Annotated in this window: 27 protein-coding genes; 8 read left to right on the top strand and 19 right to left on the bottom strand. The window is 47.1% G+C overall.

The window, feature by feature from the left end; genetic code table 11:
• Positions 1-38 precede the first annotated feature (38 nt).
• Both M1E03_RS01875 and M1E03_RS01870 read right to left on the bottom strand, forming a co-directional pair.
• A complete protein-coding gene (locus tag M1E03_RS01875) occupies positions 39-554 on the bottom strand; it encodes a YwhD family protein (RefSeq protein ID WP_020453305.1) in 516 nt (171 codons plus the stop codon).
• 12 nt (positions 555-566) lie between these two features.
• Positions 567-1,250, bottom strand: coding sequence for a site-2 protease family protein (locus tag M1E03_RS01870; RefSeq protein WP_230368477.1), 684 nt, complete (start codon positions 1,248-1,250; stop codon positions 567-569).
• An 86-nt stretch (positions 1,251-1,336) separates the two neighbouring features.
• Here M1E03_RS01870 and M1E03_RS01865 point away from each other — a divergent pair, with 86 nt between their 5' ends.
• On the top strand, positions 1,337-1,522 hold the full coding sequence (locus M1E03_RS01865) for a 2-hydroxymuconate tautomerase (protein WP_025810627.1): 186 nt from the start codon (positions 1,337-1,339) through the stop codon (positions 1,520-1,522).
• 42 nt (positions 1,523-1,564) lie between these two features.
• Here M1E03_RS01865 and M1E03_RS01860 read toward each other — a convergent pair whose 3' ends face one another.
• The 4 genes from M1E03_RS01860 to M1E03_RS01845 all read right to left on the bottom strand — a co-directional run bounded on the left by M1E03_RS01860 (position 1,565) and on the right by M1E03_RS01845 (position 4,852).
• Entirely contained in the window at positions 1,565-2,371 is an 807-nt protein-coding gene (locus tag M1E03_RS01860; protein ID WP_219191887.1) for a zinc-dependent metalloprotease, read from the bottom strand.
• A 184-nt stretch (positions 2,372-2,555) separates the two neighbouring features.
• Positions 2,556-3,059, bottom strand: coding sequence for a YwgA family protein (locus M1E03_RS01855; RefSeq protein ID WP_023857045.1), 504 nt, complete (start codon positions 3,057-3,059; stop codon positions 2,556-2,558).
• 30 nt (positions 3,060-3,089) lie between these two features.
• Complete coding sequence (locus tag M1E03_RS01850; protein ID WP_023857044.1) at positions 3,090-4,388, bottom strand: HD domain-containing protein; 1,299 nt, start codon at positions 4,386-4,388, stop codon at positions 3,090-3,092.
• A gap of 239 nt (positions 4,389-4,627) precedes the next feature.
• Positions 4,628-4,852 carry a YuzB family protein gene (locus M1E03_RS01845; RefSeq protein ID WP_003186096.1) on the bottom strand — a complete coding sequence of 75 codons (225 nt, stop codon included), beginning with the start codon at positions 4,850-4,852 and terminating at the stop codon, positions 4,628-4,630.
• Between the two features lie 219 nt (positions 4,853-5,071).
• Between M1E03_RS01845 and M1E03_RS01840 the strand changes: the two genes are divergently transcribed.
• Both M1E03_RS01840 and M1E03_RS01835 read left to right on the top strand, forming a co-directional pair.
• Positions 5,072-5,860 (top strand): RsfA family transcriptional regulator, encoded by a 789-nt coding sequence (locus M1E03_RS01840; protein WP_023857043.1) that lies wholly within the window; start codon positions 5,072-5,074, stop codon positions 5,858-5,860.
• A gap of 164 nt (positions 5,861-6,024) precedes the next feature.
• Positions 6,025-6,354 carry a YjdJ family protein gene (locus M1E03_RS01835; RefSeq protein ID WP_103749419.1) on the top strand — a complete coding sequence of 110 codons (330 nt, stop codon included), beginning with the start codon at positions 6,025-6,027 and terminating at the stop codon, positions 6,352-6,354.
• A gap of 169 nt (positions 6,355-6,523) precedes the next feature.
• Here M1E03_RS01835 and M1E03_RS01830 read toward each other — a convergent pair whose 3' ends face one another.
• From M1E03_RS01830 to M1E03_RS01800, 7 genes are all read right to left on the bottom strand, one after another.
• On the bottom strand, positions 6,524-7,369 hold the full coding sequence (locus tag M1E03_RS01830; protein WP_026580256.1) for a lipoate--protein ligase family protein: 846 nt from the start codon (positions 7,367-7,369) through the stop codon (positions 6,524-6,526).
• 103 nt (positions 7,370-7,472) lie between these two features.
• The gene (gene pobA, locus M1E03_RS01825; RefSeq protein WP_103749420.1) at positions 7,473-8,678 is read right to left on the bottom strand and encodes a 4-hydroxybenzoate 3-monooxygenase; all 1,206 of its coding nucleotides are present in this window, start codon (positions 8,676-8,678) and stop codon (positions 7,473-7,475) included.
• A 36-nt stretch (positions 8,679-8,714) separates the two neighbouring features.
• Positions 8,715-10,070 carry an MFS transporter gene (locus tag M1E03_RS01820; RefSeq protein WP_103749421.1) on the bottom strand — a complete coding sequence of 452 codons (1,356 nt, stop codon included), beginning with the start codon at positions 10,068-10,070 and terminating at the stop codon, positions 8,715-8,717.
• A gap of 38 nt (positions 10,071-10,108) precedes the next feature.
• A complete protein-coding gene (locus M1E03_RS01815; RefSeq protein WP_023857038.1) occupies positions 10,109-10,960 on the bottom strand; it encodes a DODA-type extradiol aromatic ring-opening family dioxygenase in 852 nt (283 codons plus the stop codon).
• 23 nt (positions 10,961-10,983) lie between these two features.
• Entirely contained in the window at positions 10,984-11,175 is a 192-nt protein-coding gene (locus M1E03_RS01810) for a 4-oxalocrotonate tautomerase (protein ID WP_020453317.1), read from the bottom strand.
• Positions 11,176-11,189: 14 nt separating this feature from the next.
• Complete coding sequence (locus M1E03_RS01805) at positions 11,190-11,975, bottom strand: 2-keto-4-pentenoate hydratase (protein WP_103749422.1); 786 nt, start codon at positions 11,973-11,975, stop codon at positions 11,190-11,192.
• A 14-nt stretch (positions 11,976-11,989) separates the two neighbouring features.
• Complete coding sequence (locus M1E03_RS01800; RefSeq protein ID WP_025810619.1) at positions 11,990-13,465, bottom strand: aldehyde dehydrogenase; 1,476 nt, start codon at positions 13,463-13,465, stop codon at positions 11,990-11,992.
• Positions 13,466-13,666: 201 nt separating this feature from the next.
• On the opposite strand from M1E03_RS01800, the gene M1E03_RS01795 reads away from it, so the two are divergent.
• Positions 13,667-14,446 carry an IclR family transcriptional regulator gene (locus M1E03_RS01795; protein WP_095291419.1) on the top strand — a complete coding sequence of 260 codons (780 nt, stop codon included), beginning with the start codon at positions 13,667-13,669 and terminating at the stop codon, positions 14,444-14,446.
• 18 nt (positions 14,447-14,464) lie between these two features.
• Complete coding sequence (locus tag M1E03_RS01790) at positions 14,465-15,415, top strand: amidohydrolase family protein (protein ID WP_020453321.1); 951 nt, start codon at positions 14,465-14,467, stop codon at positions 15,413-15,415.
• Between the two features lie 42 nt (positions 15,416-15,457).
• Here the strand turns inward: M1E03_RS01790 and pta are convergent, their stop codons facing one another.
• The gene (pta, locus tag M1E03_RS01785) at positions 15,458-16,429 is read right to left on the bottom strand and encodes a phosphate acetyltransferase (RefSeq protein ID WP_020453322.1); all 972 of its coding nucleotides are present in this window, start codon (positions 16,427-16,429) and stop codon (positions 15,458-15,460) included.
• A 289-nt stretch (positions 16,430-16,718) separates the two neighbouring features.
• Between pta and hemQ the strand changes: the two genes are divergently transcribed.
• Positions 16,719-17,483, top strand: coding sequence for a hydrogen peroxide-dependent heme synthase (hemQ, locus tag M1E03_RS01780; RefSeq protein ID WP_020453323.1), 765 nt, complete (start codon positions 16,719-16,721; stop codon positions 17,481-17,483).
• A gap of 46 nt (positions 17,484-17,529) precedes the next feature.
• Here hemQ and bslA read toward each other — a convergent pair whose 3' ends face one another.
• Positions 17,530-18,069, bottom strand: a complete 540-nt coding sequence (gene bslA, locus M1E03_RS01775; RefSeq protein WP_458110787.1) for a biofilm surface layer hydrophobin BslA — start codon at positions 18,067-18,069, stop codon at positions 17,530-17,532.
• A gap of 422 nt (positions 18,070-18,491) precedes the next feature.
• On the opposite strand from bslA, the gene M1E03_RS01770 reads away from it, so the two are divergent.
• Positions 18,492-19,838, top strand: a complete 1,347-nt coding sequence (locus M1E03_RS01770) for a TrkH family potassium uptake protein (RefSeq protein WP_458110639.1) — start codon at positions 18,492-18,494, stop codon at positions 19,836-19,838.
• A gap of 227 nt (positions 19,839-20,065) precedes the next feature.
• A complete protein-coding gene (gene gerQ, locus M1E03_RS01765) occupies positions 20,066-20,602 on the top strand; it encodes a spore coat protein GerQ (RefSeq protein ID WP_020453327.1) in 537 nt (178 codons plus the stop codon).
• A 41-nt stretch (positions 20,603-20,643) separates the two neighbouring features.
• Here the strand turns inward: gerQ and M1E03_RS01760 are convergent, their stop codons facing one another.
• The 4 genes from M1E03_RS01760 to M1E03_RS01745 all read right to left on the bottom strand — a co-directional run bounded on the left by M1E03_RS01760 (position 20,644) and on the right by M1E03_RS01745 (position 25,076).
• Positions 20,644-21,789: an ABC transporter permease gene (locus M1E03_RS01760; protein WP_458110638.1), complete on the bottom strand. Its 1,146-nt coding sequence runs from the start codon at positions 21,787-21,789 to the stop codon at positions 20,644-20,646.
• A gap of 1 nt (position 21,790) precedes the next feature.
• The gene (locus tag M1E03_RS01755) at positions 21,791-22,915 is read right to left on the bottom strand and encodes an ABC transporter permease (RefSeq protein WP_023857032.1); all 1,125 of its coding nucleotides are present in this window, start codon (positions 22,913-22,915) and stop codon (positions 21,791-21,793) included.
• Positions 22,916-22,930: 15 nt separating this feature from the next.
• On the bottom strand, positions 22,931-23,866 hold the full coding sequence (locus M1E03_RS01750) for an ABC transporter ATP-binding protein (protein WP_023857031.1): 936 nt from the start codon (positions 23,864-23,866) through the stop codon (positions 22,931-22,933).
• 103 nt (positions 23,867-23,969) lie between these two features.
• A complete protein-coding gene (locus M1E03_RS01745) occupies positions 23,970-25,076 on the bottom strand; it encodes a sensor histidine kinase (RefSeq protein ID WP_023857030.1) in 1,107 nt (368 codons plus the stop codon).
• Between the last annotated feature and the right edge of the window lie 4 nt (positions 25,077-25,080).

The following is a 25,080-nucleotide window of genomic DNA, read 5'->3' as shown; positions in this document are numbered from 1 at the left end:
AATCCCCCGGACTTCACGGCGGTCCGGGGGGTTTTTTCCTATTGCTGAAGCAATCCCTTTTTCAGCTCGTCTGATGAACGGTCCCAAAGCCCTTGATCATGATTTTTCAGAAAATCGGCCAGAACGCGCTTGGAACTTTCATCCATGTGCTCGACGATAATCTTCCGCTTCATCGACTTATCCATTAAATTCACGTGCTCCGGAAGCGATTTGTAGCCGCGGCGGATGCTTCTGTCCACCGTCATTTCGCAAGCCGTCACCCCCGCATAATAAGGGCCTTCTTCCCTGCGGTCGATCGTAACCCACACAAGCCAGTAAGGTTTTCCGTTCGGCACCTCTTCCTTGTTCGGCAAAAATTTGATTCCTTTTTCAACCGTGCTGCGGGCGTGCATGGCGCCGATATCAACAAACGCTTCTTTCTCTTCGACATCGACAAAGACAGGCGAGATGTTGTCAAGGCTTAAAGCCCCTGCACCAAATCCCCCGTGTCCGTCCGTCGGATCGCTTTTAATAATATTGAATCCGATTGTTTTTTTCTTTTTTCCTTGTTCCATCAAAAATACCTCCTACATCAGCGGCCGGAAAACGCTGTTAAATATCGAGATGATATATTCCCGCCCTTCATTCAAAAACGGCCAGAATACATATTGGCCAAGCGGCGTAATGACGATGATCAGAAACACGATCGAGCCGTACGCTTCATATTTCGACAGCTTCGCCCGCACATCGGGGGCGACCACATCCTGTATAACCCGAAAACCGTCAAGGGGCGGGAACGGCATTAAATTAAACAGAAATAAAAGCAGGTTGAGATTCACCCAAATCGTAAAAAATTGAAGCAAGCCGCTGTAAAAACCGGAAGGCAGCGTCCCGGACAGCTTCACGGACAAAAGCAGCAATATAAAACCGATGAAAGCAAGGATCAGGTTGCTGATCGGTCCTGCGATTGACACGAGAAATCCGGCCAGCCTCGGATTTTTAAAATAAAAGCGGTTAACGGGCACCGGCCTTGCCCATCCGAATCCCAAAATAAAGATCAAAATCGTTCCAAACGGATCAAGATGCTTGAGCGGGTTGAGCGTCAGCCTGCCCTGCCGTTTGGCCGTCTCATCACCGAATTTGTATGCCACATATGCATGGGCGACCTCATGCACGGTGAATGCGGCAGCAAGTGTCAAAACAACATACGGAATCATTTCCAGCGGATAAATAAGAAAACGGTCTAAAATGTGGCTTTCCCTCTTTCTCATATACAAAGATTTACTATCTCCAGTATACTATAAGAGCAGCTGATGCTAAAGTAAGCAGCCATTTTTTAAAAGGAGGAGGAGAACATATGCCGTACGTAACGGTTCAAATGCTGGAAGGCCGCACAGATGATCAAAAAAGAAATCTGGTGAAAAAAGTGACCGAAGCCGTCTCCGAAACAACAGGCGCACCTGCAGAAAAAATCGCGGTCATCATTGAGGAATTGAAAAAGGAAAACTACGGTGTCGCCGGCAAACGAATGAGCGATATGTAATAAAAACGGCGTCTGCCGCTTACATGCGGGACGCCGTTTTTATTATTTATACCAAGCTTTATTTCTTGTGATCTGGCTATTGTGAGCCGAATCCCAGACATCGACCGTGTAGGCGTAGTCGTAGTTCATAATGCAGCGGATTCCGCTTCCTTGCGCATCGTGGTTCAAGCCGAAGTTATGGGAAAATTCGTGGGTCGCCGCTTTTGCCGTGTTGGCCGTTCCCTGGTCGAGGTTTATGCTGAAGGCGCTGCCGTTCGGCTTGCTGTTGTATACGTATGCGATGCCGCCGGCGTCAAAATTGCTGTTCGCCGTAAATCCGACGACAAATTTATAGCTGCGTCCGCTGAAATTGCTCTGAAGGTTTGATAGAATTTGAGAGCTGTTGCTGCCTGAAGAAGTCCAAGGCGCCACGGCTTCGACGACAAAATCAATATCGTGGTCCCTGTTGAACATGACATCCGCCTGCTCAATAATTTGGACGATTCTCGTCTGCCAATCGCTGTATTTCGCGCGATACTGAGCGTCAGCCACGGCCAGGACGCTCACTTTCTGACTGCCCGTGCCTGCCTGGGTTGAAAATGTCCCTTTGCTCGTATTCTTTTTAAACGTTTTTGTCCCCGTCACATTTCCTTTCTCATCCAATATTTTCGTATTGACCGTTCTTTCTATTTGAACTTTTCCTTTCAAGTCTTTAAAGTCTTTCGCTTTAGGCAAAGAATCGATATGAGTGCCTTTTACTTCATGGCCGTGGTCATGATCGTGCCCGTCAACCTGGGCGGCGCCTGCCGTCAAACCGGGGATGAGACTGACGGAAAGTAATAGAGATAAGAATATAGAACGCTTTTTCACTGCTAATTCCCTCCTTTTTTTGAACGAATGAAAGATTCTGCTAGTTGTCTAAAAATTCCTTCAATTCATCCAAAAAGAGGAAATATTGCACGCGTTCTGTTTACTGCTCCTTTCTATTTCCCCACAAAAATTCCAAAATGTTTACAAAAAAACAAAACAAAAAACCTACCGTTTTCCGGCAGGTTTATGAACAAAGGTCTCTGAGCTTTTTTATGTAAGCGACGGCTTCATCGAATTCTTCGTCCGTATACCGCTGCTTGCTTTTTACGGTAAACACTTTTTCTCTGATCTCTTCCTGCTCCAGTCCTTCAAAATACAGAATCGTCGACACCAGTTCCAAAAAGCGCGATGACTGGCCGTTCACGTCGTCTATATAGGCTTTAATATCCCGCATATCCAGCTCACACTGGCTCAAAAACTGCGTTCCCGCTTCAGTGGGCGAATAGCGGTATTGATAATAGCCGCCTTTTTTTTCTTTGACTTCATGAAGAAATCCGAGATTGCAAAGTTCTTCGACTTGAAGCGTCAACTCCTCTGAATAGGGCCCGTAAAAATGAAAATCATACTTTTCATAAAAGGGAAGCTCCAATTTCTTTGCGATATAAATGATTTTCTGCAGCTTTTTCCGCCCGACAATCTCCCCCGAATCCGAGAAGACCTTCATCAGCTTTGCATGTTCTTTTAACAAATCTCCGCCATCTCCTTCATCCTTTTCTTTCTATATCAGTCCGAGCAATTCTTTCATTCTTTTCGCATGACGGCCGTCAGGCAATCCTTCGATTAAATCGAGCGGGAAATACAGCTTATGGTCCGTTCTCCGCTTGCCTGATATCGCATCGACAATATCGGATTGCCGCGACAGCTCCTTAATCTGGCCGTTGTGCGTCAGCAATTGAATCGGGAGGCGCTCCTCTTCTTCCCCCGGTCTGTAGAAATCATAAGGAAGGTCTGAGGACGAATCCACCACAAGGTAATAATCGGGATCAATCCCTGATTCTTTAAACAAGGCGGTCAGTTCAAAGTAAGTCGCCATTTCCTCATTCGGATTGAATTCCGCATACTGGAACAGCCTGCGGTTGATAAACCGGCGGCATAAATCAGACAAAACTTCATCCTCTTCTTTTTCCCAGGCCTGAAAATAATAAAGAATGATTGCTTCATCAAGACTCAAATAATCTTCCAATGTGACATTGCCTTCAAAAATAGAATAAAAATGCACGGGCGCATACGTGAAAACATAGCCTTCCTCATGAAGCTGCTTTGCACGGTGAAGAATCTTCGTCAAAATCACTTCCGCGCTTCTTGTCACAGGATGGAAATAGACCTGCCAGTACATCTGGTACCGGCTCATAATATAATCCTCAACGGCATGCATTCCGCTTTGCTTAATCACGATTTGGTCTTCGCGCGGCCGCATCACGCGGAGGATCCGCTCCATATCGAAATGGCCGTAGCTGACGCCGGTATAATAGGCGTCTCTCTGAAGATAGTCCATGCGGTCAGCGTCAATCTGGCTTGAGATCAGGCTGACGACCTGCTTGTTCTGATAGGTTTTCGCGATGACCTCAGCGACATCCTTTGCAAACGTCGGGCTCACCTTGTTTAACACCTGGTTAACTTCTGTATCGCCTAAAATGATCGCTCTCGTAAAATCTTCATGATCAAGCCGGAAGACCTTTTCAAACGAATGGGAAAACGGGCCGTGCCCCAAATCGTGCAGCAATGCGGCGCAAAGGCACAGATCACGCTCGCTGTCATCCCATTCCTCCCTGCCTTTAAAAACGTCATCAACCATTCTTCTGACAATTTCATAGACGCCGAGAGAATGGTTGAAACGGCTGTGTTCGGCTCCGTGAAACGTCAAATAGGTCGTTCCAAGCTGTTTGATTCTGCGCAGTCTCTGAAATTCACGGGTTCCGATCAAGTCCCATATCAGCTTGTCCCGTACATGGACATAGCGGTGAACAGGATCTTTAAACACTTTTTCTTCTGATAATTTTCCGTTTGGATACGCCATTTTTGTCCCTCTTTTTTTCAAACGTGAGGCAAACTGATCGCTGCCCATCCGTCTCTTTTTCTTCGGAGAACTAAATGTATATTGTAAGTATTGCCCGATCTGCTTGTTTTCTTTTAGGTCTGTTTCTATTATATCGAGTCTGCTTTTTTGAAAACATCCTTGAATTTACCCGGCTATTTGTTCCAGACTGCAAAAAAGCCGGCAAACAAGCAAAAACGCCTGACCCGTTAGGGAGGCGGTTATTTTTTGAGTTTCTTTTTCACTTTTTCGATCAGCTCGTCTTCATCAGGAGCTGACAGCGGACGATTATTGACAAACGCGAACGATTTTTTTCGTCCCGGCCCGCAGTAAGACTGGCAGCCGATTTCCACTTTTGCATCCGGATCGATTTCTTTCAGACGGGGCAAAAGCGTCTTTAAATTAGTGGCCTGACAATCGTCGCATACTCGAAATTCATTAGCCATTTCATACGCTTCCTTTCGTTTTGTTCATCTGTCTTTATGAAAGGCATTCAACCGTGCCGAACTTTGATAAAAAATGACACCATCCTTCATTTTACAAGGATTCTTTCATTCCTGCAAGGATCGCGCTAAAAAAATCAGTTCCTATTCTTTTAGCAAACTTGTATAAATATTTTCCAAAATGGACAATCTAATACCAATACTGACAATGGGAGTTGAGAAGTGATGAAACAAAGACAAGACGCTTGGTCTGAAGAGAATGATTTACTGCTTGCTGAAACGGTATTGCGGCATGTCAGAGAAGGCAGCACACAGCTGAACGCCTTCGAGGAAGTCGGAGACAGACTGAACAGGACATCAGCCGCCTGCGGTTTTAGATGGAACGCGGTTGTCCGCCACCAATACGAAAAAGCATTGCAGCTGGCTAAAAAACAAAGGAAGCAAAGAATGCGCGCCCTTGGAAACGGCCAGCCGGCGAAAAAACGCTTATTATACAAGCCGCCTGTCGAAACAGAGGCTGAACCGCCTGCAGAAAGCGTCATTGAGCAGCAGAAAGCAACCGCCGATTCAAGCGAACAGCAGCCGATCGCCAGCGAGCATCTGCCTTATGTTGATGAGAGCTTTAAAGAAGAGTTAGCTAGTTTATCGCACCTTCTATCGCCAAACCAGCCGCAGGCAGGCCATTCAGCCGATTCATCGAAAGACATGACGATCGATGATGTGATCCGCTTCCTGCAAAACTACACAGGAAACGAAGCACAGACTGCCGCTTTAAAAATGGAAAATGACCGCTTAAAACAGGAAAATGAAGAGCTGACGAAAAAAGTTGAAAAGCTTGAAGCTGAAGTCAAAAAGCTGGAAAAAGACCAGTCGACCATCCAGGAAGACTACGAAACGCTCGTAAAAATTATGAACCGTGCAAGAAAACTAGTTTTATTCGAAGAAGACGAACACGCTGCGCCCGCCTTCAAAATGGACCGGAACGGCAATTTAGAAAAAATGGCTGAATAGCGCTTTCAGAGGGTGCGGCAAAGAGACAGAACTGAAACATAAAAATTTGCCGATACGCTGATACCCCTTTCTTGAAAAAAGGGGGTATTTTTTACCTCTGCGGCTTGCTTTCATATGACAAAAATTTCATAATAGGGATAGCAATTTATAAGGCGGGGTATTCGATGAAGTTTGTTTTATATGCGGTTCAGTTAGGCACGGCAGCCCTTTTGTTTTTGTTTTCTGCATTGGCAAGCTGGTATCAAGGCAGCGAGCTTTTAAAGGTGCCGTGGGAGTGGAAATATACAGCCAAGTTTACAAAACTGCTCTATGGAGAGGACTCCATAAAATACGCACACGATATTTCCCAGCTTGATTTTTTCGTCTACGCGGCCAAGCATACGCCGGCAACCGTAATTTTAATGGCTGTCAGTTTGGCGTATATCATCGCTTTGACGGCTTATCTTCTCATCAAAACATATGTAAAACGAAAAAGCGCTTTGAGCGCAGCATAAAAAAACCGCTTCGGAAGCGGTGAAGTGTGACAAAATCCTGAAACGTTCAACCGTTTTAGGATTTTGCCGTCTATGAAGCATTTTCTCAATCCGCTAGAGGCAGCCGCGGTTTTTCGCCGCTTTAAGCATGCCTGGCAACGAATATAACGGGAGCGCAGAGGCTCTTCTTCTATCCAAAAACTTTTTCATTCCGCTCAATCATACGGACGAGGTTTTTTTCATAGGCTTCTTCTTCTGCGGGCGTGAGGGGGCCTTGATAAATCTCCCCGCCCAGCTCTTTCAGCTGTGTCAGAAGCAAGAGCATCAAGTCCTGCACCGAGATGTCTTCATTGAGAAGCTCAGAGAGCGAAGCCATCGTTTCCGGGCGAATATCGGGATAAACGGCTTTTGTTTTCCCGCGCATGTCTTTCAATGCGGTGTCGTAGAAACGTTTGATCAGCTCAGCGCGACCGCTTCCGCTTTGATCAGCGCATAAATAAATTTGAACAGCCACTCCGCCTCTCAGCCGCCTCTGGGAAATTCCCGCAAACTTCCTTCCCCCGATGCTCAAATCAAAGCTCCCCGGACAGTAAGAGCCTTTGATTTCATAGGCTTCGATTGCTGCGTCATAGGATGACAGCATTCGCTTAACGAGCTCAAACATCGCTTCATAGCCCCGGTCGATATCAATTCCGTTTTTCTTATCCTGAAAAATCAGCGAAACGTTTAAAACCCCGCTGTCCAAAACGACGGCCAGTCCGCCGGAATTGCGAACGATGACTTGATAGCCCGCTTCTTCAAGCAATGAAATCCCGTCTTGTAAATAAGGAAGCCTTGTATCCTGAATTCCGAGCACGATCGTGTCATGGTGCACCCAGGAACGCGCCGTCGCCGGAGACAAACCCTTTCCGACAGAAGCGCACAGCGTATCATCTATCGCAAATGATTGTTTTGCATCAAAATATGGGCCGAGGCTGGATTGGTCAATAATTCTCCATTTCGGCTGGATGAGTAGATCAATCGGTTGCTTTGCCATATATATTGTAAACCCTTTCGTTATGCATTTCAGCCAACATCCATTATACCATTTACGAAAACATGATGTGGGATTTTTCTTATCTCCGGCGCTTCTCCTTCATTCATGTGACGCTTAAAGACGGTTCTCCGAATTCGAGCGGCAGCCCGACGTAATTTTCGGCAAGACTTTGAGCGGCCGCTGTTGAGGTTGTGACATGGTCAAGCTCAGCCAATTGAATTTGGTAGTCAAATGGCGTGTAGCCGTGATGACGGTGCAGCAGGGATGTCATATACCAGGAAAAGCGCTCCGCTTTCCAGACGCGGCGGAGGCAAGCCTCAGAATAGCGGTCCAGCCGTTCGGTATTGCCGGCTTCGTAATAGTCTTCGAGCGCCCACGCAAGCCGTTGGACATCCGCCATCGCAAGATTCAGGCCTTTCGCACCGGTCGGCGGTACAATATGCGCGGCATCCCCCGCTAAATACAGTCTGCCGTATTGCATCGGATCGCATATAAAGCTTCTCATCGAGACAATGTTCTTTTGAATCACAGGGCCTTCAGTCAGCTTCCATCCGTCATCGGCCGACAGCCTTAAATGAAGCTTCTCCCATATCCTTTCGTCCGGCCAGTTCCCGATTGAATCTGAAGGGCTGACTTGCAGGTAAAGCCGCTGGATTTCCGGAGTCCTCGTGCTGACGAGGGCAAACCCGTCCTCATGATGGGCATACACAAGTTCAGACGAGGACGGAGGGGCTTCAGCCAATATGCCGAGCCATCCGTATGGGTACACCTTTTCGTACTCTTTGCGGATCTCCCTCGGAATGCTTTGTCTGCTCGGCCCATGAAATCCGTCGCACCCCGCAATGAAATCGCAGGTCAGTTCTTCTGTATCGCCGTTTTCAGTCTGATAAGTGATGACGGGCGCTTCTGTATCAATATTTGACAGGCGGACGCCAGACACATTGAAAACGATGCGCCCTCCCGATTGCAGACGGACGTCGATTAAATCTTTGATCACTTCATGCTGGGGATAGATGGCAATGTACTTTCCTCCCGTCAGCTTGTGCATATCAATTCTGTGCCGCTTGCCGCCAAAGCGGATCTCAATCCCTTGATGAAACATGGCTGTTTTCATCATCCGTTCACCGGCGCCTGTTTCATTTAGCAAATCTACCGTCATCTGTTCAAGAACGCCTGCACGGATGGTTTCTTCAATCTCCTTTCGCGAGCGGGATTCGATCACGACCGCTTCGATTCCCCGGCGTTGGAGCAGGTTTGCGAGCATAAGCCCGGCAGGCCCCGCTCCGATAATTCCCACTTGTATCCGCAAAATGGTTTCCTCCCTTTATCCATGTTTTGATGTGGCTTATAACGTAAACTCGGCGCTTTCCGATTGAGAGACAAAATCAAATGAAGCATGCTTCTCTTGGACGAGCATGATGCCAAGCGCAGCAAAAACACTCGGGATCGCGAACACCATGAAAGCCTGCTTCGGCTCCATCCCGGCAGCAAGAATCAATGCAAACAGCGAAGGGGCAATGATCGCTCCGAGTCTGCCGACCCCGAGCGCCCAGCCGATTCCGGTCGCTCTGATTTCTTTCGGATAATATTCTGAAATATAAGGATTAGCGATATTTTGCGCTCCGACAGTGCATGCTCCGCCTAAAGCAATCAGCAAGTACAGAAGAACGGCGTTCATCGTCATTCCAAACGCTGCAAAACAAAAGGCCCCGATGACATACATCGCCGCAAGCACTTTTTTATGGCCGGCCTTATCTGCCAAATATCCGCCGAGTACCGCTCCTGCGGCTTGTCCGCTGCACAGCGCCAGATTAAATGACAAGCTTGACGACAGCCCGTAACCTGACTCCTGCATCATTTTCGGAAGCCATGTATTTAAGCCGTAGACCATGAGAAGGCAGCTGAAAACGGAAAGCCAGAATGCGAATGTGCTCGCTGCACGTTTTTGTTCGAACAGTTTTTTAACTGGAAAGCCCTTCTTTTCTTTCGCAATCACCGAAATTTGATAATTGTCGTCTTCCCTGTACCGTCCCGCCGGATGCACCTGATTGAGAATCTCAGCCAACGCTTTCGTCTTCTTCTTCAAAACGTAAAATGACAGAGATTCGGGGAACCGGCTGAAAAAAAACGGAAGCACAAAGAGCGGCACGGCTCCGATCAGATACAGCACTCTCCAGCTTGTCCCGGGCACGGCGAACATGCCGACGAGAGACGCCAGCACACCGCCTGCGGAATAGCCGCAATACATGGCGGCTACGATCACCGCTCTGTTTTTTTTCGGCGAATATTCGGTCATCAGCGAAATCGCATTTGGCATCAACCCGCCCATTCCAAGAGCAGCAAGAAACCGCATGATCGTAAACAAAAGCGGAGAATCGATCAGCCCGGCCAATGCCGTAAACAGGCTGAACAGAAAAATACAGAAGCCTAACACCTTTTTGCGGCCGTATTGATCTGCGAGCGGTGAAAAAATAAGTGCGCCGAGCATCATACCGATCAATGTATAGCTGCCGATCGCTCCGGCTTGAATGGCGGTCAGGCTCCATTCCTCCATCAGCCACGGCAAGCTGACGCCGTACATCGCAATATCATAACCGTCAAAGGCGATGGCGAAAAAACACCATAGGAAAACAGTCAGATGCACTTTGTTGAATTTGCTGGCCGCCATGATTTCTGCTGGATGAACTGAACGATTTTTCATGTTTCCCTCCACGATTCTAATCGTATTATGAGAACAGCTTAACGTACGGTGTCTTTTTCATTGAAAGCGTGCGTGCGAGCTTTTTGCCCCGCAGGTTCGAATGCCATGACGACATTGGAGCTCCCGGAAGACTGGCCGTATCCGTAAAACGTGCTTTTACATCCGTCTTCAAGCACGCCCAAAAGCATTGCAATGTGACGGCCGCCAGCTTCAAGTCCGGCATTTTTAGCATATTGAGGCAGCATCTGCTGAGCAGATATAAGATCGTTGTCTGTTAAATAGGTTAAAAATTGAGCATCGAGGGCCTGTTCGGCCAAAGTCGGCATGCATTCGGGCCCTCTCACCAAATGGTGGCTGAGTGCCCCGCTGCTGATGAACACGATTTTCTTTCTGCTTTCCTTCAGTACTCTTCCGGCAATCCGGCCCCACAAATACGTTTCTTCCAGGTTCGCCGCCAATGTAACCGATAAATCGATGACCGGAATATCCCCTTTTGGAACGAGATAGCGCAGCGGAACAACTGTCCCGTAGTCCCAGCAGTAGGCGGGATCGTTGATAGGAATGACGGAAAGCCCCTCTTTTGCGCCGGCTTCGGCCAACTGCAGCGCCAATTCCGTGTCCCCGGGGTAAGAATACGGAACATCGGAAATTAAATTCGGGCACTCCAAAGCTGTTAAAACGCCTTGATGATCGGGAGCCGCATCGATCAGATGATCGAAGCTTGACGTCCAGTGACAGGAAATCAAGACAACGGCATCAGGCTGAATTCTTTCGATGATCCCGGAGAGCCGCTTCATCCCTTTGACCAGCTCTTTTTGAAAGTCAGGGGTTTTATCTTCAAAGCACATCCTCGGTGTATGCGGAACAAGCGCCGCCAATTCGATTGACATGTAGATTCCTCCCGTCGCCTTCTTTAAGGTCTTAATTTTGAAACCGGTGTTCCGCCTATGCCCCAGTGGCTTTTAGGAATTTCGGTGACAAGAACACGGACGTTTTCCCTCGGAGCATCAAGGGTGGCGCTCAACGTTTCCGTCACTTTTTGAATGACTTCCTCGACCTTTTCAGGCGGCCGGCCTTCTAATAATTGAATATGAACGATCGGCATATGATCACCTCAGGTTATGATTGGACTGAAAATGATACATCTCCCAGTCCTTCTACTTGTGCTGAAACGCGGTCGCCCGGCTGCAGCATGACAGCTCCCGTTACACCGCCCGTTAAAATGATGCTTCCGGCCGCAAGCTTTTGTTTCTTCCTGGAGAGCATATTGGCGAGCATGGCCGCCGAATTTGCGGGATGTCCGACAACTGCTGCACCAGTGCCCTGCTCTTTGACCTCGCCGTTTATCACTAAAGAGACTTTTGCTTCATCAAGCTTGAAATGGTCCGGCATCTTCACTTTTTCACCTAACACCACCCTTGAAGATGACGCATTGTCCGCAATGACATCAGGCAGGGTAAATGAGAAGTTTTCATAACGGCTGTCAATCACTTCAAGAACGGGAATCAATTCAGCAACGGCTTCAAGGACCTTCTCCTTTGTAACACCCGGCCCTTCAATATCCTTTCCAAGCACAAAAGCAATCTCGGCTTCAACCTTCGGGTGAATCAGCTCGTTCCTCCGGATGCTTCCGCCGTTTGGTACGATCATATCTTCAAAAATATAACCGTAGATCGGCTCCTCGACGTTCATCTGCTCCATTTTCGCCCGGCTTGTCAGGCCCATTTTCGGACCGATAATGCCGTTGCCATCCCATAATTTCAGTTGAATCAGTTCTTCTTGAATCGCATACGCCTCTTCGACGGTCAGCTCCGGGTAGTCCTTTGTGATTCTTTCAACCTCGCGCTTCTCTGTTTCAGCAAGATACAAGAGGCGCGCCGTATCCTTCAATGCTGTGGCATTCATCCGTTTTCCTCCTTTTACAGCTTGATGCAAATATTGGTTAATTCGCTGAAGAATTCGAGGCTGTGAATGCCTCCTTCTCGTCCGAGCCCGCTCTGTTTCATGCCGCCAAACGGTGTCCGAAGATCGCGGAGAAACCAGCTGTTGACCCATACCATGCCCGATTCGATTTGCCCGGCTACGCGGTGCGCCCGGCGGAGGTCGTTCGTCCATACGGTCGCGCTTAATCCGTAATGTGTATCATTAGCCTGTGCAATAACTTCCTCCTCTTCGTCGAACGGAATCACCGTCACGACCGGCCCGAAGATTTCTTCTTTGATGAGCCTGGAATTGCGGGAAAGTCCGGTGATAATCGTCGGTTCAAGAAAGCAGCCGGATTCCTGTCCTTCAGGGCGTTTTCCTCCGGTTAAAATAACGCCGCCTTCCCGTTTGGCCAATTCGATGTAGTTCATCACACGCTCGGTGTGTTCAGAAGAAATTAAGGCGCCGATATTCGTATCCGGATCAAAAGGATCGCCGACTTTGAGCTCTTTCGTTTTCTCAACGAACTTGTTCAGAAATTCGTCATACGCTTCCCGCTCGACATAGATGCGGGAGCCGCTCATACATACTTCGCCCTGGTTGACGAAACTCGATTTCAATGAGATGCTGACGGCTTCCTCCATGTCGGCATCGGCAAAAATAATATTCGGGTTCTTTCCTCCCAATTCAAAGGAAAGTTTCTTTAATGTTTTCGAAGCAGCTTCCATAATGATTTTGCCGGTAGTCGTTTCTCCCGTGAAAGATATCGCATCAACATCGGGATGCTCAGAAAGCGCAGCGCCGGCGGAATCAGGCCCAAACCCGTGGACGATGTTGACGACTCCGTCAGGCATTCCTGCATCATGGCAGATTTCCCCGAGGAGCGTTGCTGTCAGCGGCGTCAGTTCAGCCGGTTTGATGACGGCTGTATTTCCCGCCGCCAGACAAGGCGCCAATTTCCACGTCAGCAAAAGCAGCGGCAAGTTCCACGGATTGATCAGCCCGACGACGCCGACCGGACGGCGGATCGCATAATTGATTGCAAGATCGTCAGTTTGATAAGCTTCTGTTCCGGCTCCTCTCATAAAATCCGCAAAAAAATGAAAGTTGAAAGCAGCCCGCGGAATATCTAAATTACTTGAGAGCGAAAGCGGCTTCCCCGTATCCAATGTCTCGAGCCTTGCCAGTTCGTCTTTACGCTCAAGTATGATGTCGCCGACCTTTCTGATGATCCGAATCCTTTCGTCAGCGGTCATGTTTTTCCAGCGTCCGTTTAAAGCACGCCTTGCTGCCGCGACTGCAAGATCGACCTCTTTTTTGCCTCCTTCCGCAACGCTCCCGATGATTTCCTGTGTAGCCGGATTGATGTTGTCAAACGTACTGCCGTTCTCTGAAGGAAAGTACCTGCCGTTTATGTAGTGCTGACAGTCAAAAGGTTTTACGAGTTTTGCCGATGGGGTCTGAACATTCATATTCTACAAACATCCTCCTTTTCAAATCCTTTCCATTAAGTTAAATGATTTTAAACGACAAGAAAACAGCAATGTTCCTCTATGCGGAACAACTCAGACATTTTTTCCGAAAATTTGATATTTTCCGCTTTTTTATTTTTAAAATCATGTTATATTATGGAATAAAAGGCAACGAAAACAAGGGAGAGAGTTGAGGAACCTATGACTGTTGAGACAAAGGACCACCAGCTGCTCGGTTCAGTAAAAAATGCACTTCGTCTGCTTCAATCGTTTACATTAGAGACACCAGAAAAGAAACTAACCGAACTCGCCTCATCGCTCGGCCTCGGAAAAAGCACAGTATCGCGCCTTTTGACTACATTGGAAAGCGAAGGGTTTGTCATGAAGGACCCGGAATCCAGAAGATACAAGCTCGGCTTATCGGTTCTGAAGTTAAACACCATTGTCAACTCCACTCTTGAAATCAACCGCGAATCCCAGCCGGTCCTCAAACGGCTGACAGAAGAGACCGGCGAAACGTCGCATATTGCGATGCGACGCGAGCTCAGCGTCGTTTATCTCAATCGGACGGAATGCCCCCGCCCTGTCGAACTTCTCTCATATATCGGGCGGCAAAACCCGATGCATTGCACAAGCTCGGGCAAGGTGCTTCTCGCCTTTGACGAAGACGGCATATTGGATGAGTATGTGAAGGAAGGCTTGAAAAGCTGTACAAAACAAACGATTACAAACGAGGACAAATTGAGGGAGGCGCTGAAAACCGTTAAAGAAAACGGGTTTGACGTCAGTTGCGGGGAATTCATTGATGGTGTCACATCCATCTCAGCTCCCGTCAGAAACCACGCGGGACGAGTGTTGTACGCCGTCAGTGTCGTAGGTCCGGCAGAACGCATAAAGGCCCGGCAGGCGAAAATCGTATACCAAGTGAAAAAAGCGGCCCGGGATATTTCCGAAAGAATCGGGTACTGGAAACGAATATAAAAATTGGGGGAATCGGCTTTGTATGATCTTCACACGCACTTTATACCGCACGATGTGCTGCTTTGGCTGGACGACAATGAAAAGAAGGTCCACGCCGTCCGCAAAAAAAAGGATGGCCGCCAAGCGGAGTTTTTGACGGTCAATCACAAATGGGGCTTTGAATTAAAAGAGCTGTTCTACCAGGAAGCTTTATATTTGGAAGCCCAGCAGGAAGCCGGCGTCTCACACTCATTGGTATCGCCGGTTCCCCAGCTTTTCCTTTACGATCTCGCCGAAGAAATCACAGACGAATTGTCCTTTGTATACAACAAAGCGCTTGCCGGATGGGTTAAAAAACACGACGGCCGCCTTTCAGGCCTCGGCACCGTCCCGCTGAACAGCCCTTTAAAGGCGAGCGAGCGCCTGAATGAAGCGATGAACAACGGCCTTAAAGGAGCGATTATCGGCCCCGGCGCTTCGCAAATGCTTCTCTCAGACGAAGCATTTACACCGTTTTGGGAAACGGCTGACAGAAGAAAAGCGATTATCTTTATCCATCCGCTCCTTTCTGAAGATCCGCGGCTTCGCCGCAGGATGCTGCCAAATTTGATCGGCGTTCCGTGGGAAACGACAATTTGCGCCGCTGATCTTTTGTTAAGCGGGTTTACAGACCGTTTTCGCAATGTGAAAATTCTGCTGGCGCACGGCGGCGGCTTTTTGCCCTATCAGATCGGAAGACTGGACAAAGGATATGACAAATGGGCCGGCGTTTCTTCATCGCTTTCGGCGCCGCCGCGCGAATATTTGCGGAAGTTTTGGTTTGACAGCGTGCTGTGGGAGAAAGAAAGTGCGGCATATTTAAAGAAGCTCATCGGAGAAGACCGCCTTGTTCCGGGTTCCGATTTTCCTTTTGACCTTTGTCAGTGGCCGCCTCTCGATCCCGGTCGGAAAGGGGCGGAATCTCTGCTGAATGTAGCGATTGAAGCATAAAAAAAGGCGAACCTCTTCAGGTTCACCTTTTTCAAAAACAAATTACAGCGCTTGAACTGCCGTAATCAGCGCAAGATTATAAACGTCTTCAGCGTTGCATCCTCTGGAGAGGTCGTTTACAGGCATGTTCAGCCCTTGCAGAATCGGACCGACCGCTTCGAAGTTGCCGAGGCGCTGAGCGATTTTATAGCCGATGTTCCCCGCTTCAAGGCTTGGGAAAACAAATACGTTTGCATCACCTTTAATGACGGAGTCCGGCGCTTTTTTCTCGGCGACAGATGGAACGAATGCCGCATCAAATTGGAATTCGCCGTCCAGTGTAAGCTCAGGCGCTTTTTCTTTGGCGATCGCAACCGCATTGGCTACCTTTTCAGTTTCGTCTGATTTTGCAGAGCCTTTTGTTGAAAAGCTGAGCATGGCGACACGAGGGTCAATGTTGAACATTTTCGCTGTGTTCGCACTTTCGATTGCAATTTCCGCAAGGTCCTGACTGTCAGGCGCAATATTGATCGCACAGTCTGCAAATACATACTGCTCATCGCCGCGCGCCATGATAAACACGCCGGAAGTTTTCTTCACGCCTTCTTTTGTTTTAATAATTTGCAGCGCAGGGCGAACCGTATCCGCTGTTGAATGAGCCGCACCGCTGACAAGACCGTCGGCAAGCCCTTTATAAACAAGCATCGTTCCAAAATAGTTCTCATCTAAAAGGATTTGGCGGGCCTGTTCTTCCGTCGCTTTTCCTTTGCGGCGTTCAACGAAAGCCTGAACAAGGTCTTCCATTCCTTCGTATGTATGAGGATCGTATATGTCAACGCCATCCAGCGTCAAATTCAACCCGTTCGCTTTATCTTTGATTTCCTGCTCGTTTCCCACAAGGATCGGCTTTAATACGTTGTTTCCGGCCAAATCGTTGACAGCTTTGAGAATGCGCTCGTCCATACCTTCCGGAAATACGATTTTAACTCCTTTTCCTGCTACTTTTTCCTGCACTGTTGTAAATAGATCTGCCACTATATACCCTCCTTGAAAGTGTCACAAATACTTCATTTCTCTATTAAGCATACTCTTTTGTGATATAAATTCAATCCTTCTGTATTTTATTATAATGCTTTCACTTTTTAAACGCTTTTTTTAAATTAATTTAAGTGCGGCAGGGTTTAAACACTTCTATTAGTATATAACAGCCTTTCCCAGTTATACGACAGATCGTCACCTTTTGTTCAAATCTTCTAAACGGATAAAACGCGGCAAACTATGATATGATGAAGGCAAGTACATACAAATTGGGAGTGATTGCAAAATGAGCGAACAGCAAAAAACGAACGAAGCCGCCCAAACGCTTGACGGCTGGTATGCCCTTCACGATTTCCGGACAATGGACTGGTCCGCATGGAAAATGCTTTCAAGCGATGAGCGCCAGATCATTATCAGCGAATTTACAGGTCTTCTCGAAAAATGGGGAGCTGCTCAAAAAGAAGGAAACGGAAGCCACACGCTATACAGCATCGTCGGCCAAAAAGCGGACTTCATGCTGATGATTTTGCGTCCTACGATGGAGGAATTAAATCAAATTGAACTTGAGTTCAATAAATCCAAACTCGCTGAATACACGATACCTGCTTATTCATACGTATCCGTTGTCGAGCTGAGCAACTATATGGGAAGCGGCGAGGGAGACCCTTACGAAAATCCGCAAGTGCGTGCGCGCCTGTACCCTGAGCTCCCGAACGCCAAATATGTCTGCTTCTATCCGATGGATAAAAGAAGATCGGGCGATGACAACTGGTACATGCTGTCTATGGAAGAGAGAAGAAGCTTGATGCGCAGCCACGGGATGATCGGCCGCGGCTATGCGGGCAAAGTGAAACAGATTATTACCGGCTCAATCGGATTTGACGATTATGAGTGGGGTGTCACGCTCTTTTCAGATGATGTGCTCCAGTTCAAAAAGCTCGTCTATGAAATGCGCTTCGATGAAGTAAGCGCCCGGTACGGTGAATTCGGTTCATTCTTTGTCGGCAACCGCCTCGCAAATGAACAGCTGCCTGCATTTTTGCATGTGTAATGATAAAAAGCTCCAAAGACCTCGGTCTTTGGAGCTTTTTTGCCTATTACTTGCAGTTACACGGCTGTGTAGGCGGAGTCGCCCTTTTTTGCACCTCGATTGAAGATTCGGCATAGAAAGTCGATCCGAGCCCCAGCACTCTGTTCTCCGCCCGGAATGTATACTTTCCTGCGGCAGGCAGCGTTTTGTTTGCCAGCACAAGCTTAAACTCCGCAATACCCAACAGATCAATTGTAAGCGGCAGCCTTACCGTTTTTCCGTTATTCAAAATTTGCCCTGTAGTCAACGCTCTTCCGTTCACGGTATCTTTCGTTGTTGCGGAAAATCCCGACGGCAATGTAAATTCAACCGTTCCCAGCGCCAGGATTGAATTCGGACGATACGTCAGCTCAATATCCGAGAACGACCACTCCTGTTTGCTGGCACCTGTTATAGTCGCATACAAGGAAGCGTTCGCAGCCGGGTGGTAGACAGATTCAGTTTTGGTTGTTTGAGCGCTAGCCTGGAACGAAGGCAGAAAAATCGAAACCATCATCACGAGACTAACCGCCAAGATTGACAATTTAGAACGATACATTCTTTTCAACACAGCAATTCCCCCTAGTCATCATTTTTTTCATCATTCGTCATGACGAAAGCGTACAAGAAAGGCAACATCAAGCAACGCCTTCTTCCCAAAGCGCCGGCACTTTGGTGATTTCTATTAAAAACTACCATTTTTTCAACAGGTAGTAAATGTTTTCCATGTCATATTTTTAAAAGAAATGCAAAATAATAGAATTTAACCAGGCGTTGCTCCTCTTGATTTTCTTCGCTGTTCTTTAGTAAAGGACAAAAGACCCGTCCGCATTCCTTCTCTTCATTCTCCTGATTTTTGTTGACAAACGGTGTATCTGGCTGTACATTATTGACATTATTGAAACATGACCATCTGCGTTTAAATTTGAAATCACCTTGCTTTTTCTCCATTCATGTTTTGACTGAATGGATGAAGAAAGGAACGAAAAAATGCCTAAATTGGTTTCTTCAAATCTTGTAAAAGGTAAGAACATCAATATTAGTCCGCCGCAGACGCTGGCGCTCAGTTTCTTGATTATCATTGCCATCGGCGCCTGTTTATTGAAGCTGCCCGGCGCATCCACTACTTACATCTCATGGGTGGATGCTTTATTCACGGCCACCTCTGCAACTACGGTAACGGGGCTTGTTGTTGTCGATACAGGGGCAGATTTTACGGTTTTCGGACAAACAGTTATTATGTGCCTGATTCAAATCGGCGGACTCGGCTTAATGACGTTTGCCGTTCTCGTCATCATGATGATCGGCAAAAAAATCGGCCTGCAGCAGCGGATTCTCGTTCAAGAAGCATTTAACCAGACTTCTTTAGGCGGACTTGTCCGCCTGGTCAAGCATTTGTTTATTTTCACCATTGTCATAGAATTTGTCGCATTTTTGATCCTTTCGATCAGATGGGTTCCTGAATACGGTTTGCAAAAAGGCTTGTTTCATAGTTTGTTTAACACGATTTCAGCCTTTAACAATGCGGGGTTCTCCCTGTGGCCGGACAACTTGTCTCAATATGTGGGCGACCCGATTGTCAACATTGTCATCACAGGCCTTTTCATTACAGGGGGTATCGGCTTTACCGTTCTGCTGGATTTATGGACAAAGCGAAACTTCCGGACATTATCGCTGCATTCCAAGCTCATGATCGTTGGAACATTGATCATCAATACGACAGCCGCCTTGCTGATTTTTATTTTGGAATACTCGAATCCAGGTACGCTCGGCGGACTGCCTTTAGCCGACAAAATGTGGGGCGCTTACTTCCAGGGTGTGACACCGAGAACTGCCGGATTCAATACGCTTGATATCGCCCAGATGACAACGCCGTCCCTCCTGTTAACCATCGTTTTGATGTTTATCGGAGCCGGAAGCGCGTCAACAGGAAGTGGAATTAAACTGACAACGTTTATCGTGATGATCTTGGCGACGATCACCTTTTTAAGGGGAAAAAGCGAGACGGTTGTGTTCAAAAGGGCGATTAAAATGAAAACCATTTTAAGAGCTTTGGCCATCATTGTGATCAGTTTTTTATTCGTGCTTTTCGCATTATTTATATTGACGATCACAGAGAATGCTCCATTTTTGGAAATCGTCTTTGAAGTATTTTCCGCTTTTGGAACGGTCGGCCTGTCGATGGGACTGACACCTGATTTAACGACCGCAGGCAAAGCGGTTATCATGATGATGATGTTTATCGGCCGCGTCGGGCCTCTCACTATGGCGTTTACGCTGGCCAAGCCGAAGAAGGCGCCGATCCGCCATCCTGAAGATGAAGTGATCACAGGTTAATATGCAGAAAGACCGCTCTTTTCACGAGCGGTCTTTTTGTTTTTCTCTTTCCAACATGATGTGTCGTCATATTCCATCCCGCCCGTTCATACTGTAAAAGGGATGGGAAATATTGATCTATCATCTTGAGTCTTTTACAGCCGGATCGTCTTCATAGCAGCACTTTATCATTCCTCATGTATGGACGGTAGGCATGACTTTGACACAATGAAATGAGGAGGAACGAGATGAAATTTAAAAAAAATCAGATTCAGCCGCTTCAGGAGCTTGAAATGCCGGATTTCCGGCAGCAAATGGGGCCCAACCCTTATCCGCAGATGGGGCAGATGGGGCAAATGTACCAGCAGCATGGACAGCAGCCTTTCACCCAAACGGGGGGGCAGCAATCGTATCAGCAGCCCGGCCCACAGCTGTTCCAGCCGCAGCCGGCAGGAGTCCAGGTCCCTCCGATGCCTTCAGCACAGCAGACTTCACCGAGTATCCCCGGCATGCTGCCGCTTGAGCAATCCTACATTGAAAATATTTTGCGGCTCAATCGCGGAAAAGTGGCAACCGTATATATGACATTTGAAAACAATCCGGAATGGAATGCGAAAGTCTTTCGGGGAGAAATTGAAGCAGCCGGCCGCGACCACATTATTTTAAGCGACAGAAAAACAGGCACACGCTATTTGCTGCTGATGGTGTATCTTGACTATATTACGTTTGATGAGCCGATCACTTATGATTATCCGTATTCAATGGCCTCATATACCCCAAGATAAAGGTTCGGTTTCATTAAAACCGAACCCTTTTTTTATAGATATTAAGTAAAGTTTCTCACATCATTATTACGTTTGAATTTGTAAATAACGATGAGGAAAAAGACAGCAGCGAAAGCAAACAGGATCATGATATTCAAATACAGACCTTGAAGCTGCTGTCCCTCCTGCAATTTTGCCAGCGTATCCAGCACCCACCGCTGCGGAAGAAAGTCCGCGATACGCTGTGCGAAAGACGGCATGATTTCAATCGGCCAAAAACATCCGGACAGCATGATCGTCGGCATAAATATTAAATTTCGCAATACCCCGGATGACTTAGAGCTATTTGCAAAGACGACGGTGATCAGCGCCAGGCCGACCGCGCTTAGCGCAAAAATCAACAGCACCGCTGCCATCTCCCAAAATGAGATGCCAGTCTCCATCCGGAACACATATTTCACCATTATCAATGTTAAAAAGATTTGGCATGCGATGACAGACATACTGACGGCCACATTGGACATAACGTACTGTCTTGCCGTTATCGGTGTGGTCAAAAGCCTGAAATACGTTCTGTTCTCTTTTTCCTTCACTAACAGTTCGGTCAAGCTTCCCGCTGAAAAAAGCATCGCCATCAGAAGAAAACCGACCGTCCGCTCCGTCATGTTTCTATTTTTCGCCGTGTCTTCAACCGTATATGTTTTGACACCCGTTTCAGAACTCCGGTAATTTTTATACATTTCCTCAAAACGCTTTTCATTCCCCTGCGCCGATTTGCCGATTGCGGCGATATTATCAATGTAATGATAAACATACGATTTCACAAACCCGGTGATTTCAGCGCCTTTGACAGATGCAATGGCGATATGAGCCGGTTCTCCGCTCTGCACGCTTTGAGAAAAGCCTTGTTCAAACGTAATGACGCAATCAAGCTCCCCTGACGCAATTTGACTTTTCCCTTCTGCTTCACTGACCGCGCTGATGTTGACATTCTCGATCCCCTTCAAAAAATCCTTAGTATCTTCGGCGATTCGTCCGCCGTCATGATTGATAATTCCGACGCGCAAATCTGTCTTGTCCATGCTTCCCTCTGTTAAAAGCGATACGAATATGCCTAGCAAGGGCAGACATACGAACAGAAAGATATTGATTTTCTTTTTGAAGGTGACATTCAGTGTGTTTTTGACAAGCCATAGCATTTCTTTCATCTTACAGCCCCTCCCTTCTCTGCAATGAGACAACGGCAATCAGCAGAAATAACAGGGATAAACCGATGTTCAGCAAGATTACGGGCAGCCCCGCCGCTAGATCGTCCGCAAATATAATGTTCATAATAGCTTCGTTCGTCCATGTGAGCGGAGACAGGTCTTTGATCAAAGCTAAAACACCTTCCGCACCCTCGACAGGAAAATAAGCGCCTCCGAAAAATGCAACCAGCGGAATCAACACGTTAATGATCGCCACTGCCGCTTCCCCCGTTCTCGTCAAATAACTGACGCCAAGGCCGAGGCATACGGCAAACAATACGATGCTGAACAGCACGGCCGCCACAAGGGCGAGATGATCTCCCCAGTACGCTTTAAATACGTATTTGCTGAATATGACGACGGCAAAAATACATAATCCGTTTGTCACAAGATTGCCAATCAGCTTGCCGGCAAAAATCTCGCCTTTATGAACCGGCGCCGCGATCAGCCGGTCGGCTGTTTTTCCAAGCCGCTCTCCCCTTATTAAATAACTGGCGCTTAGTGCACTGTAAAGCGCGATCAGAGTGGTCATGGTAACCGCGTAATAATCCATGGAGTTGGGCTTTCTGTCTGAGCTGAGAGACGTCTCCTTGATATAATGGTCGCCAGGTGTGTCCCCGAGCACGGCACCCGCTTGCTCAGGAGCGGCTTTGATGATCTCTTGTGCGGCATTGTACCGGTTTGCAAACGCGGTCAGCATTCCTTGAATAATGCTGTTTTTCATACTGTTTTTATCCATTTGGTAAAGCTTGATGCCGCTGTTTTCGATCTCAAGGTAAGCATCGTAGTTCCCTTGTTTGATTTCTTGTTTTCCATCCGTATCAGACAATATTTTTTTAAAATGAACGCCGGATGTTTTCGCTTCTTTTGCGAATGTTTTAAAACCTTCCGAAAACGCTCCGTCAGCCTTGTCTTTATACAGAACATGAACCTCGCCGACCGCTGCTGTTTGCTGATCGAAAGCGTTCGTCAGCGCGGTGCCTAAAATCATAATCAGTACAATCGGAAATGCCAGCATAAAAAGGAATGTCCGCTTGTCCCGAAAAGCCGATACAATTTCTTTTTTCGCAATGATGAGTGTATTCAAACCATGGCCCCCTTTCTAATCGCGCAACTGTCTTCCGGTCAAGGTCAGGAACACGGTTTCCAAATTAGGCGCTTTTTCTTCCAATGAACGAATCTCGGCCCCGTTTTTCATCAGCTTCTCAATAATCTGGTTTAAATTATTGACACCTGCATCCGAGTTGATTTTGATCGTATTGTCTTCAAGAGCAGCCGCCTCCACGCCGCTGATCGTTTTCAGTTCGCCGATATCGACATTTTCCGCCGATTTAAGAACGACCTGAATATCTTTCGTGTTGGTAATGATCGATTTCAGCTGCTCCTTCGTTCCTTCGGCGATAATTTTTCCATGATCCACGATGGCGATCCGCGTACAGATCTCTTCAACTTCTTCCATATAATGGCTGGTGTAAATAATCGTGCAGCCCATCGCATTTAACTTTTTGACGGATTCCAAAATATAATTTCTCGAATGCGGATCAATTCCCACCGTTGGTTCATCCATGATGATCAACTTTGGCCTGTGGGCGATCGCGCAGGCGATATTGAGCCTTCTTTTCATTCCGCCTGAAAAATTTTTCGGGAAGCTTTTATGCTTATCGCTTAAACCGACGAACTGCAATGCTTCTTCCACCCGATTGCGCAATTGGGCCCCGCGGAGACCATAGAGTCCGGCGAAAAACTTCACATTTTCATATGCCGTTAAATCCTCGTAAATGGCCAGATCCTGCGGGACAATGCCGATATTCATCTTGGCGAATTTGCGGTGTTTCGCAATGTTTTTTCCGAGAATCAAAATCTCGCCTTCATTGCATCTCAGCAAACTCGAGATCATGTGAATGGTCGTGCTCTTTCCGGCCCCGTTTGCGCCGAGCAATCCAAATATTTCGCCCTCTTCGATCGAGAGTGATATATTGTCGACGGCAACGAAGTCGCCAAATTTTTTTGTTAGATGATGGATTTCCAATACATTCATGTTCTCACCTCATTTTGATTTCATTATAAAAAAAAGATGAATGGTGCGGCAGTGCAGCATTTCATCTTTTTCACATGAGAAAATTCATATTCAATTCATGAAATCATTCATGCTTGGGCAGCAAGGTGGTGACAGAGAAGCCGTTCGAACCGTCAACAATCACCTTTCCGTTAACAGAAGCGGCCCGTTCCTCCATCCCGATGATCCCCATCCCTTTCTTGATTTTCTGTCGCCCTTTTCCATTGTCTTTCACTTCGGCTTTAATGAGTGTATTCAGCACATGAATATAGATGGATACATGTGTCGCTTCTGCATATTTCACCGAGTTTGTCAGTGCTTCGGTGATATTTTCAAACATAATCTTCCACTGAATTTGAGAAATAACATCCAAATCACCTTTATGCAAAAATGAAATATTCATATGATACCGCGCCGAACATTCATCGATAAACAGCTTCAATCTATGGATACCCATCTGTTCTGAGGGCGGCTTGACGCTTTTTAACGTCAATCTGATATTTTCGATCCCGTCCTTGGAGATGTTAATCGCGTTTTGCAGGAGCTCGGAAGCTTTTTCCTTGTCTATGTCAAGGACGCGCTTCGCCGCTTCGAGCTGAATCAGCGCTCCTGTCATGGAATGGCCGATTTTATCGTGTATTTCCTGGGAAAGCCGGTTCCGCTCCTCAAGCTTATACGTATATTCGGATTGTCTGATGAACTCTTTGTTTTCCCGCAGCATGTTTGTTACCTTCTCCAGGTCTCTTCTCGTTTGATCGATATGATGTTCAAGCTTTTCAATCCGCGCTGCATCTTGGCTTGCCGCCCAGTACAGCAAAAATTGAAAAGCGGCTGTCAACGCGTAGACCGCTGAGATGCTTTCATTGATAAACAAAACCGGAACGATTGAAGCGGCAAGTACCATCCACTTCGGCAGCCCGAAATCAGCTGCTCCTTCATACAGGCTAAAAGGAAGAAATAAAATAAATAGGGGGTGCACCTCGGCATAAGAAAAAATTGAAATGATGACAGACATAATAATAAAAAGCTTTTTTATTTTTCCTTCAGATAAAATTGAAATCCCGAGGTTGATACAGGCGTAAACAAGAATGCTGAACACAAGCCACGGCAGATTGTCAATTTCCGAAGAAACGCATTGATAAATGATAAATCCCAGCAAAATCAGTTTGCCGGTCATAATCCGCAATTCCATGGTG

Source organism: Bacillus sp. PK6-013 (assembly GCF_054161445.1).
Note: the sequence above shows the minus strand (reverse complement) of the source record. Positions and strands in the feature narration are given on the sequence as shown.

Excerpts from the sequence above, each read along its gene's own strand:
- hemQ (WP_020453323.1), top strand. The coding sequence starts at position 16,719 with ATGAGCGAACAGCAAAAAACGAACGAAGCCGCCCAAACGCTTGACGGC.
- M1E03_RS01875 (WP_020453305.1), bottom strand. The coding sequence starts at position 554 with ATGGAACAAGGAAAAAAGAAAAAAACAATCGGATTCAATATTATTAAA.
- M1E03_RS01795 (WP_095291419.1), top strand. The coding sequence starts at position 13,667 with ATGACTGTTGAGACAAAGGACCACCAGCTGCTCGGTTCAGTAAAAAAT.
- M1E03_RS01870 (WP_230368477.1), bottom strand. The coding sequence starts at position 1,250 with ATGAGAAAGAGGGAAAGCCACATTTTAGACCGTTTTCTTATTTATCCG.
- M1E03_RS01845 (WP_003186096.1), bottom strand. The coding sequence starts at position 4,852 with ATGGCTAATGAATTTCGAGTATGCGACGATTGTCAGGCCACTAATTTA.
- M1E03_RS01750 (WP_023857031.1), bottom strand. The coding sequence starts at position 23,866 with ATGAATGTATTGGAAATCCATCATCTAACAAAAAAATTTGGCGACTTC.
- M1E03_RS01800 (WP_025810619.1), bottom strand. The coding sequence starts at position 13,465 with ATGAATGTTCAGACCCCATCGGCAAAACTCGTAAAACCTTTTGACTGT.
- M1E03_RS01745 (WP_023857030.1), bottom strand. The coding sequence starts at position 25,076 with ATGGAATTGCGGATTATGACCGGCAAACTGATTTTGCTGGGATTTATC.
- M1E03_RS01850 (WP_023857044.1), bottom strand. The coding sequence starts at position 4,388 with ATGGCGTATCCAAACGGAAAATTATCAGAAGAAAAAGTGTTTAAAGAT.
- M1E03_RS01820 (WP_103749421.1), bottom strand. The coding sequence starts at position 10,070 with ATGAAAAATCGTTCAGTTCATCCAGCAGAAATCATGGCGGCCAGCAAA.
- M1E03_RS01865 (WP_025810627.1), top strand. The coding sequence starts at position 1,337 with ATGCCGTACGTAACGGTTCAAATGCTGGAAGGCCGCACAGATGATCAA.
- gerQ (WP_020453327.1), top strand. The coding sequence starts at position 20,066 with ATGAAATTTAAAAAAAATCAGATTCAGCCGCTTCAGGAGCTTGAAATG.
- M1E03_RS01835 (WP_103749419.1), top strand. The coding sequence starts at position 6,025 with ATGAAGTTTGTTTTATATGCGGTTCAGTTAGGCACGGCAGCCCTTTTG.
- M1E03_RS01810 (WP_020453317.1), bottom strand. The coding sequence starts at position 11,175 with ATGCCGATCGTTCATATTCAATTATTAGAAGGCCGGCCGCCTGAAAAG.
- M1E03_RS01830 (WP_026580256.1), bottom strand. The coding sequence starts at position 7,369 with ATGGCAAAGCAACCGATTGATCTACTCATCCAGCCGAAATGGAGAATT.
- M1E03_RS01760 (WP_458110638.1), bottom strand. The coding sequence starts at position 21,789 with ATGAAAGAAATGCTATGGCTTGTCAAAAACACACTGAATGTCACCTTC.
- M1E03_RS01805 (WP_103749422.1), bottom strand. The coding sequence starts at position 11,975 with ATGAATGCCACAGCATTGAAGGATACGGCGCGCCTCTTGTATCTTGCT.
- M1E03_RS01770 (WP_458110639.1), top strand. The coding sequence starts at position 18,492 with ATGCCTAAATTGGTTTCTTCAAATCTTGTAAAAGGTAAGAACATCAAT.
- M1E03_RS01815 (WP_023857038.1), bottom strand. The coding sequence starts at position 10,960 with ATGTCAATCGAATTGGCGGCGCTTGTTCCGCATACACCGAGGATGTGC.